This is a genomic window from Pantoea sp. UBA4549 (genome assembly GCF_002387285.1).
GTDB lineage: Bacteria > Pseudomonadota > Gammaproteobacteria > Enterobacterales > Enterobacteriaceae > Pantoea > Pantoea borealis.
In genome coordinates, this window is the sequence record NZ_DGLH01000015.1 from 243430 (window position 1) to 257143 (window position 13714).

10 protein-coding genes are annotated in these 13714 nt (G+C 55.7%); 7 read left to right on the forward strand and 3 right to left on the reverse strand.

Annotation, left to right across the window (positions count from 1 at the left end; all coding sequences use genetic code 11):
* Positions 1 to 72: 72 nt before the first annotated feature.
* Both B3041_RS15155 and B3041_RS15160 read right to left on the reverse strand, forming a co-directional pair.
* A complete protein-coding gene (locus tag B3041_RS15155; RefSeq protein ID WP_292976457.1) occupies positions 73 to 2637 on the reverse strand; it encodes a diguanylate cyclase in 2565 nt (854 codons plus the stop codon).
* A gap of 118 nt (positions 2638 to 2755) precedes the next feature.
* A complete protein-coding gene (locus B3041_RS15160; protein WP_065648908.1) occupies positions 2756 to 3367 on the reverse strand; it encodes a phosphatase PAP2 family protein in 612 nt (203 codons plus the stop codon).
* Between the two features lie 233 nt (positions 3368 to 3600).
* Between B3041_RS15160 and udk the strand changes: the two genes are divergently transcribed.
* From udk to asmA, 3 genes are all read left to right on the forward strand, one after another.
* A complete protein-coding gene (gene udk, locus B3041_RS15165; RefSeq protein ID WP_039385396.1) occupies positions 3601 to 4239 on the forward strand; it encodes a uridine kinase in 639 nt (212 codons plus the stop codon).
* A gap of 85 nt (positions 4240 to 4324) precedes the next feature.
* A complete protein-coding gene (gene dcd, locus B3041_RS15170) occupies positions 4325 to 4906 on the forward strand; it encodes a dCTP deaminase (RefSeq protein WP_065648909.1) in 582 nt (193 codons plus the stop codon).
* Positions 4907 to 4965: 59 nt separating this feature from the next.
* Positions 4966 to 6765 (forward strand): outer membrane assembly protein AsmA, encoded by a 1800-nt coding sequence (gene asmA / locus B3041_RS15175; RefSeq protein ID WP_292976464.1) that lies wholly within the window; start codon positions 4966 to 4968, stop codon positions 6763 to 6765.
* Positions 6766 to 6873: 108 nt separating this feature from the next.
* Here the strand turns inward: asmA and B3041_RS15180 are convergent, their stop codons facing one another.
* The gene (locus tag B3041_RS15180) at positions 6874 to 7059 is read right to left on the reverse strand and encodes a hypothetical protein (protein WP_065648911.1); all 186 of its coding nucleotides are present in this window, start codon (positions 7057 to 7059) and stop codon (positions 6874 to 6876) included.
* A gap of 1080 nt (positions 7060 to 8139) precedes the next feature.
* Here B3041_RS15180 and wbaP point away from each other — a divergent pair.
* The 4 genes from wbaP to wzc all read left to right on the forward strand — a co-directional run bounded on the left by wbaP (position 8140) and on the right by wzc (position 13637).
* Positions 8140 to 9573 carry an undecaprenyl-phosphate galactose phosphotransferase WbaP gene (wbaP, locus tag B3041_RS15185; RefSeq protein ID WP_065648913.1) on the forward strand — a complete coding sequence of 478 codons (1434 nt, stop codon included), beginning with the start codon at positions 8140 to 8142 and terminating at the stop codon, positions 9571 to 9573.
* Between the two features lie 299 nt (positions 9574 to 9872).
* Positions 9873 to 11003, forward strand: a complete 1131-nt coding sequence (locus B3041_RS15190; RefSeq protein WP_175540437.1) for a polysaccharide export protein — start codon at positions 9873 to 9875, stop codon at positions 11001 to 11003.
* 9 nt (positions 11004 to 11012) lie between these two features.
* Positions 11013 to 11447, forward strand: a complete 435-nt coding sequence (locus B3041_RS15195) for a protein tyrosine phosphatase (protein ID WP_292976470.1) — start codon at positions 11013 to 11015, stop codon at positions 11445 to 11447.
* Positions 11448 to 11459: 12 nt separating this feature from the next.
* Positions 11460 to 13637, forward strand: a complete 2178-nt coding sequence (wzc, locus tag B3041_RS15200) for a tyrosine-protein kinase Wzc (protein WP_292976473.1) — start codon at positions 11460 to 11462, stop codon at positions 13635 to 13637.
* Positions 13638 to 13714: the final 77 nt, after the last annotated feature.

The window sequence follows — 13714 nt, forward strand, 5'->3', positions numbered from 1 at the left end:
TGCCCCATGCCAGAAAAAAAGGGGGCGACTTTAGCGCAGGCTGGTCATGCTGGCAATATGCAGTGCGCTGCTTTACCTCTCTGCATCCTGATAAACCTGATACTGACCGCGTCCGGCATGTTTAGCGCTGTAACAGGCGACATCGGCCTGCGACATCACCACATTGCTGAGGCAGTTGCGCGCATCAATCTGTGTGATGCCGGCGCTGGCACCCACATGGTAAGGGTGTGTTTTCCAGTAAAATGTATAGTCATTCACAACATCCACAATGCTCTGTACCAGATCGCGGATGTGGTCGACCTCGCAGTGCGGCAGCAGGATGCCAAACTCATCGCCACCGAGGCGCGCCAGCATATCACTGCTGCGCAGCTGCTGCTGCATCAGCACCGCCAGCTCACGCAGCAGTGCATCACCCGCCGCATGCCCTGCGGTATCGTTGACTGCTTTAAATTTATCCAGGTCGATAAACACCAGCACATGCGGCGTGCCGGTGACGGCCGCATCATTGACCAGCCGTTTCAGCTGATCCTCAAAACTGGATCGGTTGGGCAGCTGCGTCAGCATATCGTGTGACGCGCTATAGCTCAGACGCTTCATGATCTGGCGCGACTCGCTGACATCCTGAATGACCATCACGGCACCAATGGTGCTGCCCGCCAGGGTTTTCAGCGGGGTAATGCTGTAGTGGATCTCAATCTGCGCGCCTGCCAGCGTATGCAGCACCAGCCCTTCATCCAGCGTCGGAGAAACTTTTTCATCCGGTAACGTGCAGAGCAGCAGATTCTCAATACGCGGGCCATCAGCGCCGCGCGTGATATTCAGCAGCTCGCTGAGCGGCATGCCCGCCGCCTGTTCCTGCGGCCAGCCGCTCAGGCTCTCAGCGACCGGGTTCATAAAGGTCACGCACATCTCATCATCGGTGCTGATCACCGCTTCGCCAATCGAATCCAGGGTGATCGCCATACGCTCTTTTTCCTGGAACAGCGCTTCGTTAAGCGTACGCAGTGAGGTGATATCCTGACAGATACCGAGCATGCGCTCGATCTGCCCATCCTGACTCAGAATACGATTGGCTTCTGAGCGGATAAACTGTACGCCGTGCGGCAGGTTGAGACGATACTCAAGATGAAACGCCGAGCGGCGCTCAATGGCCTGCTGCACAGTCAGCGCCAGGCTTTCCCGCTCGGCCGGATCGACCAGATGCAGCCAGAGGTCATACGTGGGTTTCTGCTCCGGCTCCAGCGCAAACAGCTCATACATGCGCTTGTCCCAGAGCATCTCCCCGGTTTTCAGGTTCCACTCCCACACGCCGATGCCGCCCGCTTCGTTGGCCAGCGTAATGCGCTCCATTAGCTGGCGGTTCCGCTGTTCGCTCTGACGCAGTTCGGAAATATCGACAATCTGCGCGATAAAATAGAGCGGCTGCTGCTGCGCGTCACGCACCATAGAGACGGTCAGACGCGACCAGACAATCTCGCCATCTTTGCGGAAATAGCGTTTTTCAAAGGTGTAGGACATTAGATCGCCCGCCAGCAGACGCTCCATTAGCTGCAGATCGCTGTGCAGATCGTCCGGATGGGTGATCTCCTGAAAGGTCAGCTGCGTCAGTTCATACGCGCGATAACCCAGCGTACGGCAAAGGGACTGGTTAACCTGCTGCCATTTACCGTTGATGCCGACCAGCGCCATACCGATAGCAGAGTACTCCATCGCGTTGCGGAAGCGCGTTTCGCTCTCGGTAATATGATTTTTCTCGCGCCGGAATGCGTCCATCACCAGCGCCATGATATGGCTGGGCAGCAGCACCAGCAGAAAGGGCAGCCAGGCTGAAACCAGGCCGGGTGACGCGCCGGTTTGTACCGGATTGACCCAGTCCAGCGCCAGCAGTAGCGAGATGAAACTGGCATTAATAAAACAGAGCAGGAACGCTTCAAATTTTGGCAGCCGGACCGCGCACCAAAACAGGATCACCACGATAAAGGTAAAGGGCCACGGCAGAAAGCGCAGAGAGAGATAGCTGGCGAGCAGGGTAACCAGCAGCGTCAGCAGGGTCTCCAGCTGACGGCCCGGGGCGATCAGCTCTCGCAGCGGCTTATCGGGCCACAGCAGTACCACCGGACCAAAAGCCAGCACGCCGATCACTTCCGAAATCACCCAGGTCGTTAAAAAGGGCAGCAGCGCCTGCTTATCCACCTGCAGCAGCCAGAGCGCAATCAGTCCGCCCAGCAGAGGGGCCAGCACACCGGCGCACAGGGCAAAGCGGATCCAGTCGGGCAGGGCATTAAGTGGCGCACGCCGATTCAGCAGCAGACGCAGCATCCCGCCTGCCAGCAGCGCTTGTATCAGGTTCAGAATGGCAAATTTAACATTGCTGAGCGCAGGGCCAATAATGAGCAGATTCGCCAGCGTCGTGCCCGCGACACAGCCAGCCAGCAGCAGCGGAATATGCTTCAGCGGCGCGCGGAAAATAACGCCGGTCATCAGCGCCGTTGAATACCACAGCGGCGAAATACGCCCGCTGACCACAATCAGTTCCAGACAAAACAGCGTAAGCAGAAAAGCCAGTATGCTCAGTCTGACGGCAGTCAGCCAGCGGCCTGGCGATGTATCCTGCGCGGTGACTATCTTAACAATCATGTACCAGTCCAGCAGCGCGCAACCCGGTATGGGGAAAATACGCCAGTCAATTTCTGCTCAGCATGCTAGCACATTCAGACAGGATCTTTACGCCGAATTGGTTTAAGTCACGATGCTGTCAGCGAAAAAGGTCGGCACGCTTAAACGGTTTTTCCAGTCCGGCGAGCTTTACCGACAGGCGCTCAAGGAACTGCTGCGTGGTGGCGACGCGCCCGTGCCCCATCAGCAGCAGCGGTACCAGAAAGGCGACGCCGACCTGAAGCGCGCTGAAGCCTTTGAGTACGGTGCGGCGCTGGCTGATGAGAAACGCGCTGCTCAGGGTAAAGCCAAGCAGCAGGCCTGCCAGCACTTCGCTGACGGAGTGTGCGTGAATAACCAGGCGGGAGAAACCGACCATCAGCGGGATGGCGTAGCCGATGGCGATGGTTACGGCGCGCCAGAAGGTGGACCAGCGCCCGGAAATCAGCCACATCATCACCGGCCAGAGCGTGGATGACATGGCGCTGTGCCCGCTGAAGCCGGTGAAATTAAAGCGTGCGCTGCCAATGCCAAAGCCGAGAAACATAATTTTAGACAGGCTGACCAGCAGACCGGCGAGACCAAACGCCAGCAGCCAGTACCAGACGGTACGCCGGCTGTTGCTTTTCCACGGCAGCACCAGGGCGATGATCACCGCGGTGGGGATCAGCAGCATACTGTCGCCAAAATAGGTCAGTGTTCTCCAGCTCATATTTTTCCTTGCAGGGCTAACGGGCGACCCACACCAACCGGGTGCGGGCAGCCTGACAGTCTATCGGTTCAGCGGCTGCCTGCCAAAAGGAGATTTTCTGAAAAAAGGCGATGCCGCATTTACTCTGGCGTCAAACCAGCGAAATACCTATAATTGCCGCCACCAAACCCTCTCATTTGGCCCGTTGCTGCTTCGGCAGAGGCGTGCTCCCAGTTATCAGGTCTTAAAAAAGTATGACTGACAAGTCCCATCAGTGCGTGATCGTTGGCATCGCAGGTGCATCTGCATCCGGAAAAAGCCTTATTGCCAGCACGCTCTTTCGTGAAATCCGTGACCAGGTCGGTGACGAGCATATCGGTGTGATCCCCGAAGATGCCTACTATAAAGATCAAAGCCACCTCACCATGGAAGAGAGGGTAAAAACCAACTATGACCATCCGAGCGCGATGGATCACGATCTGCTGCTGCAGCATCTGCGTGCGATCAAGTCAGGACAGGATATCGATCTGCCGGTTTACAGCTATGTTGAACATACCCGTACCAGCGAAAGCATTCATCTGAAGCCCAAAAAGGTGATTATCCTTGAGGGCATTCTGCTGCTGACTGACGCGCGTCTGCGTCAGGAGATGAACTTCTCTATTTTTGTCGACACGCCACTGGATATCTGTCTGATGCGCCGCATGAAGCGCGACGTGAATGAACGTGGTCGCTCCATGGATTCCGTCATGAATCAGTATCAGAAAACGGTCCGTCCGATGTTCCTGCAGTTTATTGAGCCTTCCAAACAGTACGCCGACATTATTGTGCCGCGCGGCGGTAAAAACCGTATCGCTATCGATATTCTCAAAGCGAAAATTAATCAGTATCTTTGATACGCTGCTTCGGCATGGATCGAATGCGTCAGGGCTGTCACCGTGCTGACGGCCTTTCGCTACACTTAATTAGGGAGTTACTGCGATGAGATTATGCGATCGCGATATTGAAGCCTGGCTCGACAGCGGCAAGCTGGCCATTGAGCCGCGTCCCCCGGTGGAACGCATTAACGGCGCCACGGTAGATGTTCGGCTGGGTAACGGATTTCGTACGTTCAGCGGTCACACAGCCGCCTTTATCGACCTGAGCGGACCCAAGCACGCGGTCAGCGCCGCGCTGGATCGGGTAATGAGTGACGAGATTGTGTTACCGGAAGGTGAAGCGTTTTTCCTGCATCCGGGTGAGCTGGCGCTGGCGGTCACGCTGGAGTCGGTGACCATTCCGGACGATCTGGTTGGCTGGCTGGATGGACGTTCTTCCCTGGCGCGACTAGGGTTAATGGTTCACGTTACGGCGCACCGCATCGATCCTGGCTGGCAGGGGCGTATCGTGCTGGAGTTTTATAACTCCGGCAAGCTGCCGCTGGCGCTGCGTCCCGGTATGCTGATTGGGGCGCTGAGCTTTGAGCCGCTATCGGGTCCGGCCGCACGTCCTTATAACCGGCGTGAAGATGCAAAATATCGCGGTCAGCAGGGTGCTGACGCCAGCCGTATTGATAAAGATTAATCGCTGTACCCGCGCCCGGGCAGGGCTGACGAGGCGCGGGTCATCACATTGAGGATGCAATGAGAAGATTGATAACCACGCTGGCCATCCTGTTAGTGGTAGTGGTGGCAGGGATGGCCGCACTGGTGCTACTGGTTAATCCCAACGATTTTCGTGCCTACATGGTAAAACAGGTAGAGCAGCGCAGTGGTTATCAGCTGGTCACAGGCAGCGACTTGCGCTGGCACGTCTGGCCTCAGCTCAGCATTCTTTCCGGGCGCATGAGCCTCACCGCACCCGGTGCCAGCCAGCCGCTGGTGACCGCCGAAAACATGCGGCTGGATGTCGATCTCTGGCCGCTGCTCACGCATCAGCTCAGTGTCAGCCAGGTGATGCTGAAAAACGCGATTATTCGCGCCACGCCGGAGAGTGCGCCGCAGAAACCCGGCGGGGCTCCCGTCGGTCCCGGCGACAGCGAACCGGCATTAGCCGCCTCACAGAGCTGGAGCCTGGCGATCGCGAAACTGCGCGTGGCCGACAGCCTGCTTATCTGGCAGCAGCCGGGCGGGGATGAGTATAACTTCCGCAATCTTAATCTGAGTCTGGATCAGGACAGCCGCAAACAGAATCACATTGAACTGAGCACGCGCCTGTCACGTAATCAGCGCAACCTCAGCGTCGCGCTGCAGGGCGAGATGGATGTCTCACGTTATCCGCATCAGCTCAGCGGCACGCTGGCGCAGCTTGATTATGCGCTGGACGGCGCGAATCTGCCGGTGCAGGGGATCAAGGGCGCGCTGAGCGGAAAAGCGATCTGGAACGTTGATAAACAGCGGTTCTCCCTGGCCGATATGCAGCTTACCGCGAACGACAGTACGCTGCAGGGCAGTGCCGAAGGGCGTATTGCGATGCCGCAGCAGCTGCGCCTTGCGCTGCATGCAACCTCGCTGAATATTGATAACCTTGCCGTTAGCGCGCCCGTCAGCAGCGATAGCGGGACCGCGCAGGCTGCGCCGGTGCAGCCGCCGGTGATTGCGGAACCTCTCCTCCGCAATAACGCCGATTCACCGCTCAATACGCTCGATCTGCAGCTTGCCCTGAAAGCGGACCAGAGCCAGTGGCGCGGGCTGACGCTCAGTAACCTGCAGATCGACGCCAGCAACCAGCAGGGGCTGATGACGCTCACCCGGCTGCAGGGCAGGCTGGGTGACGGACATTTTTCGCTGCCGGGACAAATTGATATTCGTCAGCCGGTTACCCGGGCTGCGTTTCAGCCTGAACTGGAAAATATCGCCATCGCCCCTCTGCTGAAAGCGCTGGCGCTGCCTGCTGCACTTGAGGGAACGTTATCACTGCAGGGTAAGGTGAGCGGGGCAGGGCTGAGCGTAAAAGAGGCGAAGCAGAACTGGCAGGGTAGTGCGGATATTGAGGCCACCAATCTGCAGCTCACGCAGCTTAATCTGCAACAGATGGTACGCCGGGCCGTTGCGCGCGCCAGTAATCAGGTAACGAACGATCAGCCTGATAATCAGGGCATCCAGCAGCTGTCAGGGCGTATCAGTCTGCAGCAGGGCAACGTTGCGTTTACCGATCTGCAGGGTGGCGGCAACCAGCTGGCGCTACAGACGCACGGAACGGTCGATATTGTGCAGCAGCAGCTGGATGTCACCATCAATATGATGCTGCGCGGCTGGAAAGGGGATGAGCGTCTGGCGAAAGTGCTCAATCAGCAGCCTGTTCCGCTGCGTATGTATGGCCGCTGGGATAAGCTGCAGTATTCGTTGCCGATAGATGATGTTGTGCGTCAGCAGCTGCAGAGCGAGGCGAAGTCGCGCCTTAACCAGTGGCTTGATCGCCATCCGTCCACGAAAAAGCCCTGAGGCTGACCGGTGACAGAAATGCGCCCCCTGCAGAACACCGCAGGGGCGCCATTGAGGGCGCCCGGAGGGCACGTTAGCCTTTACCCCGTCCCTCAGCGTCACGATCCCTTAAGCTGATCCAGACTCATCCACAATAAAGGCAAAATGCGTGTGCGCCTGACGGATCGGTGTGCGCAGACCAGCTGAATCACCGTGTGGCGACTGATACAGCAGATCGACCACCTGCATCACCGGCCAGAATTTAGCGCCGTTCTTATTTTGACCGCTCTCGTTATCACCACCTTCCCGCCGCACAATCAGTTCAGTGGTTGCTTTGCAGAGCAGGACAGTACCGTCCGGTAAGCGCAGCAGGTCGCGTGCGCGGTCAGACCGTCAGCAGGGGCGGTAGCAGCGTCACCGGCCACGAGAGCGAGGCCAGCAGCCCGGCGCGGCTTGGTAGCGCCAGCATCAGACACGTCACGCGCGTCCGGTCGCGGCAGCTTTTCAACCAGAATGGCAATAAACACAGGCGATTAATGTCCGGTGCCCGCTGCTGAATGATTAGCGTGACTAACCCCGCCCGGATCGGCGGATCGCCGATTCACGTCCGCATACTCGTGTCAGCGTAATGTCTCAAAATGGGGTTTATCTGATGACAGCGAATGGCCGGAAACCGGAAAAACGCTGCCGGGCCTGCTGGTATAAGGTTCTGCACGCTGGCCAGGGAAATGCTCGGGCCGCAGCAGACAAAATAAGCAAACTGTATGGATTAAGAATGCAGGAGAAGGGACGCTACGCATAATTAATTGTTATGCCGATTGAGCAGGATTACCGCTTACATTTTATCAATCGTATATCCGAATAATTCTGAATTTTCACCGCTGATTGCGCGGCAGATGTGGCGTCATTACTAATGGCTGGTAGTCTTTTTCCTAAAATAGCACAGGGGGCACGGGCCCTACTTGTAAACAAGCCAGTAATAACTAGTATAGCAACGTGTCAGTAAATGTCCGCGCCAATCTGGTTAATAGCGCAGGGTTATGCATTTTAAAGTTGTGAATTGTGAACCTGCGCGATCCGGCCAGGAGTTATCCTGGGAAAATGGTTAAAAAAGCGCAAAACAGGATGAGCAGGCGGTATTGGCAGCGACAGCCAGGGGCGGTAGCGTGCCTGAACTGGCGTAAACAGGAAATGAACTGTCTGGTGTAGCGGCAATGGAACTCAGACTAATCCGTTGGTATTTATCACAATTTTCTGTCGAAAATCAATAGAGAATTGACCTAAATACCGGGGAGTTCGCCGCAGTTTGCTCAACAGGCTCCGACTGAGTATCGCTCATTTATTACACAGGCCTGTAGCGTTAGGGATTAGGGAAATAAAATAAAAGAGTTAAATATGCGCGATAACGAATTTACATATAAAAGTCTTCTGACCAAATTTTTACTGGCGTGCTCGGATTTAATTTGTTTTAACGCGGCGTTGTTTATTGCACTCGCCCTGATTAATTCATTATCTGACTCGCCACTGGCTGATATCTCTGAAAAAGATCTCAATTTAAAAATTGCTACTCACATCTGTCTGTCAATTATCTGTACGGGCTGGTTCTGGGTGCGTCTGCGCCATTACACCTACCGCAAGCCATTCTGGTTTGAGCTGAAAGAGATATTTCGTACCGTGTTTATTTTCTCGGTCATCGATTTGTCTATTTCTGCATTATCGCAGTGGCAGATGTCGCGTTTTGTCTGGGTACTGACCTGGATTCTGGCGCTGATCCTGATCCCGGTTGCGCGTGCCGTCTCCAAGCGTGTACTGAACCATTTCGGTATGTGGAAAAAGCAGACCATCATCATTGGCAGCAGCCGTAACGCACAGGAAGCCTGGCAGGCGCTGCAGAGTGAAGAGGTGATGGGCTTTGACGTTATCGCCTTCTTTGATGTTGATGGCAGCTGCCCGCAGGCCAGCATTTCCGGCGTACCGGTACTGCATAACGAAGCTGAGCTCTGGCAGTTAACCAACAGCGAAACGCAGTTTATCGTTGCGGTTGAGTCTGAACAGAGTCAGTATCGCGACCTCTGGCTGAAAAACCTGGCTATGCATAATTGCCGTTCGGTATCCGTTATTCCGACGCTGCGTGGTGTACCGCTCTACGGAACGGACATGGCCTATATCTTCAGCCACGAAGTCATGATCCTGCGCGTGAACAACAACCTGGCGAAGCGCACCTCGCGTTTCCTCAAGCGCACGTTCGACATCGTCGGTGCACTCGGCATTATTGTGGCGCTGTCGCCGGCGCTGCTGGTACTCGGTTTTATGGTTGGCCGCGATGGCGGACCGCCGATTTACGGTCACGAACGTGTCGGTATGAACGGACGTAAATTTAAATGCCTGAAGTTTCGCTCAATGGTGATCAACTCCAAAGAAGTGCTGGAAGAGGTGCTGCGCACCGATCCGGTTGCGCGAGCGGAGTGGGATAAAGATTTCAAACTGAAGAACGATCCGCGTATTACCAAAGTTGGCCATTTCATCCGTAAAACCAGTCTGGATGAGCTGCCGCAGCTGTGGAACGTGGTACGTGGCGACATGAGCCTTGTGGGGCCACGTCCGGTGATTGAAGATGAACTCTGCCGTTATGCCGGGGATGTAGATTACTACCTGATGGCCAAGCCAGGCATGACGGGATTGTGGCAGGTCAGCGGTCGTAACGACGTTGACTACGAAACACGCGTCTATTTCGACTCGTGGTATGTCAAAAACTGGTCGCTGTGGAATGATATTGCGATCCTGTTTAAGACAGTCGGCGTAGTGCTTAAGCGCGACGGCGCGTATTGATAGACAGCGAAGGCGGGAGAGGGTACCTCTCTCGCTGAATAACTGCCGGTGCTGGGAGTCTTGTTATCTGAACACTGCCATTATCGAGCCTGATTAAAGCGAATAGGTTGTTGAGTGGCACTATTCCGCTTTAATTGATGTCGTCCGGGGGCACGGTGACAACATAAAAACCAAGGGAGCAATGATAATGACCCACAGTTTCAGTGTTTAACCCGTTAAATTAAATTTTTGTAAGACGCTTACACAGCGGCGTTTTCGCCTCTATCAATCATTAACTGATAGCGAATAACCAGATGATAATGAAAACTAAATTGATACCTTTACTGGTATCCGCAACTTTTCTCTCCGGGTGCACCATCGAACCAGGTTCGCACCTTACCACCAGTGGAAAAGATGTCATTGAGCAACAGGATAGCAACTTTGACATCGATAAATACGTAAACGTCTTCCCGATGACACCTCGTCTGGTTGAGCAGATGCGTCCTAAGCCGCTGGTTGCACAGGCTAACCCACAGCTGCAGAACGAGATTCAGAGCTACGAATATCGCATCGGTGTGGGCGACGTGCTGAATGTCACCGTCTGGGATCACCCGGAGCTGACGACCCCAGCCGGCCAGTACCGCAGCGCCAGCGACACCGGCAACTGGGTGCAGGCTGACGGCACAATTTTCTATCCGTACATCGGTAAAGTACGCGTCGCGGGTCGCACCGTAACGGAAGTGCGTGCGGAGATTGCGCGTCGTCTGGCGCAGTACATTGAAAGCCCGCAGGTAGATGTTAACCTGGCGGCTTTCCGCTCGCAGAAAGCCTATATCACCGGGTCGGTGACCACATCTGGTCAGCAGCCGATTACCAACGTGCCGCTTACCGTTCTGGATGCGGTCAACGCCGCAGGCGGCCTGGCCGCTGATGCTGACTGGCGCAACGTCGTGCTGACGCATAACGGCCGCGAACAGCGTATTTCGCTGCAGGCCCTGATGCAAAATGGCGACCTGAGCCAGAACCATCTGCTCTATCCGGGCGACATTCTGTACGTACCGCGTAATGACGATCTCAAAGTCTTTGTAATGGGTGAAGTGCGTCAGCAGGCTACCCTGAAGATGGATCGCAGCGGCATGACGCTGGCAGAAGCGCTGGGCAATGCACAGGGCATGGATCAGACCACCTCTGATGCAACCGGCGTGTTCGTTATCCGTCCGATTCGCGGCGCTAACCGCACGAAAATCGCCAACATCTATCAGTTGAATACCAAGGATGCGGCGTCAATGGTGATGGGTACGGAGTTCCAGCTGGAACCGTATGACATCGTCTACGTCACCGCCACGCCGATTACCCGCTGGAACCGCGTTATCTCCGGACTGCTGCCGACCATCGTAGGTATCGACGATGCAAGCTCGTCAGCGCTGCGCTTCCGCAACTGGTCGAACTAAGGTTTTACCATGATTAAGTCAGTGTTAGTGGTTTGTGTAGGTAACATCTGCCGTTCGCCAACCGCCGAGCGGCTGCTGAAACGGGCACTGCCGCAAACGCGCGTGGCCTCGGCCGGCCTGGGTGCCCTGGAAGGGTATCCGGCCGATAAGATGGCCAGTGAGGTTGCCGCTGAGCATGGCCTCTCATTCGACGGACATCAGGCACAGCAGTTAACGGCAGAAATGTGCCGTGACTTCGACCTGATTCTGGTGATGGAGAAGCGCCATATTGAGCAGGTCAACCGCATCGATCCCGCCGCACGCGGAAAAACGATGCTGCTGGGGCACTGGCTTAATCAACAGGAAATTGCGGACCCGTACCGAAAGAGCCGCGAGGCCTTCGACGCTGTGTACGGGTTACTGGACAACGCAACCCAGAAATGGGTCAACGTATTAAGCCGATAGTTGGGATTATCCATGAATATTAAAAACAAGGTCATGACCGCGCCAAAAGAAGATTCGAATGGATGGGATCTGGCGCATCTTGTGGGACAGCTGGTTGATCACCGCTGGATCATTGTTGCCGTTACCGCCTTCTTTATGCTGGTGGCAACGCTCTACACACTGTTTGCGACGCCAATCTATAGCGCAGACGCCATGGTACAGGTTGAGCAGAAAAACACCGCTTCGGTGCTGAACGATCTGACCGACGTTCTGCCAGCCATGCCAGCCTCTGATACCGAGATTCAGATCCTTGAATCCCGTATGGTCATCGGCAAAACCGTTCAGGATCTGGGTCTGGACAGCGTAGTGCAACAGCACTACTTCCCGGTCATTGGTAAAGGCCTGTCGCGCCTGATGGGTAACAAGCCGGGACAGATCGCTATTTCCCGTCTGGAGATCCCGCGCAGCATCGACAAGCGTACCGTTGAGCTGGAAGTGACCGGTGCAGATACCTATACCGTGAGCAGCGACGGCGACGAACTGTTCAAAGGCCGCGTGGGTCAGCTGGAGCAGCATGGCGAAGTCACCATGCTGGTCAGCGGTATTCAGGCAGATGAAGGCACGACCTTCAGCGTCACCAAACTGACCGACCTGCAGGCGATTAAAACCGTACTGGGCGCGCTGACCGTGGCCGATAAAGGCAAAAGCACCGGCGTACTGGGTCTTGAGTACCGTGATGAAGATCCGGAGCAGGCGAGCCGTGTCCTGAACCAGATCGTCAACAACTACCTGCTGCAGAACGTTGAGCGCAAGTCTGAACAGGCGGAAAAGAGCCTGCAGTTCCTGCGTAATCAGCTGCCTCAGGTGCGTGCCAAGCTGGATGATGCGGAAGATAAGCTGAACACCTTCCGCCGCGAGAACGCGTCTGTTGATATGTCGCTGGAAGCGAAGTCCGCTCTGGATACTTCTGTCAGCGTGCAGAGCCAGCTGAACGAGCTGACCTTCCGTGAAGCAGAAGTGTCGCAGCTGTTCACCAAAGATCACCCGACCTACCGCGCGCTGCTGGATAAACGCAAAACGCTGGAAGCGGAGCAGGCTCAGCTGAACAAGCGCATCTCCTCTATGCCGCAGACGCAGCAGGAGATCCTGCGACTGACGCGTGACGTACAGTCGGGCCAGGAGATCTACATGCAGCTGCTGAACCGTCAGCAGGAGCTGGGGATCAGCAAGGCAAGCACCGTAGGTGATGTCCGCATCATCGATAACGCTGAAACGGCCGGTAGCCCGGTTGCACCGAAGAAAACCCTGATTGTACTGGCTGGCCTGATTCTGGGTCTGCTGCTGTCGGTCGGTCTGGTGCTGCTGAAAGCGCTGTTCCATCACGGTATCGACAACCCTGAGCAGCTGGAAGAGCTGGGCATGAACGTCTACGCCAGCGTCCCGCTCTCTGAGTGGCAGCGCAAGAAAGATACTGAAGCACTGGCGCGTCGTGGTCACAAAGAGAAAAGCGATCCGCACAATACGCTGCTGGCGCTGGGTAACCCGACTGACCTCTCTATCGAAGCGATTCGCAGCCTGCGTACCAGCCTGCACTTTGCGATGATGGAAGCGAAGAACAACATCCTGATGATCACTGGCGCCAGCCCGGGCATTGGTAAAACCTTTGTCTGTGCCAACCTGGCAACTCTGGTCGCCAAAGCGGGTCAGCGCGTGCTGTTTATCGATGGTGATATGCGTCGCGGCTACACCCATGAGCTGCTGGGTGCGGATAACAAGCAGGGCCTCTCTAACGTCCTTTCCGGCAAGACTGAGTTCTCTCCGGCGATGATTCAGCGCGGCGTCTACGGCTTTGATTTCCTGCCACGCGGTCAGGTGCCACCTAACCCGTCTGAGCTGCTGATGCATCGTCGCATGAGTGAGCTGCTGGAGTGGGCGAGCAAAAACTATGACCTGGTGCTGATCGATACCCCACCAATCCTGGCGGTTACCGATGCCTCTATCATTGGTAAGCTGGCAGGGACGTCGCTGATGGTTGCACGCTTTGAAACCAACACCACGAAAGAACTGGATGTCAGCTACAAGCGCTTCGCGCAGAACGGCATTGAGATCAAGGGCGTGATCCTCAACGCCGTGGTACGCAAAGCGTCAAACGCCTACGGTTATGGTTACGACTACTACAACTACGAATACGGCAAAGAAGCTAAAAGCTAAATAACACCTTCACGGGGCGGTTTATCCGCCCCGTTTTTATGGTGAAGCACAGCGGCTCACAGCCGGGCAACGCCTTT

Excerpts from the sequence above, each read along its gene's own strand:
- B3041_RS15155 (WP_292976457.1), bottom strand. The coding sequence starts at position 2,637 with ATGATTGTTAAGATAGTCACCGCGCAGGATACATCGCCAGGCCGCTGG.
- B3041_RS15160 (WP_065648908.1), bottom strand. The coding sequence starts at position 3,367 with ATGAGCTGGAGAACACTGACCTATTTTGGCGACAGTATGCTGCTGATC.
- udk (WP_039385396.1), top strand. The coding sequence starts at position 3,601 with ATGACTGACAAGTCCCATCAGTGCGTGATCGTTGGCATCGCAGGTGCA.
- dcd (WP_065648909.1), top strand. The coding sequence starts at position 4,325 with ATGAGATTATGCGATCGCGATATTGAAGCCTGGCTCGACAGCGGCAAG.
- asmA (WP_292976464.1), top strand. The coding sequence starts at position 4,966 with ATGAGAAGATTGATAACCACGCTGGCCATCCTGTTAGTGGTAGTGGTG.
- wbaP (WP_065648913.1), top strand. The coding sequence starts at position 8,140 with ATGCGCGATAACGAATTTACATATAAAAGTCTTCTGACCAAATTTTTA.
- B3041_RS15190 (WP_175540437.1), top strand. The coding sequence starts at position 9,873 with ATGAAAACTAAATTGATACCTTTACTGGTATCCGCAACTTTTCTCTCC.
- B3041_RS15195 (WP_292976470.1), top strand. The coding sequence starts at position 11,013 with ATGATTAAGTCAGTGTTAGTGGTTTGTGTAGGTAACATCTGCCGTTCG.
- wzc (WP_292976473.1), top strand. The coding sequence starts at position 11,460 with ATGAATATTAAAAACAAGGTCATGACCGCGCCAAAAGAAGATTCGAAT.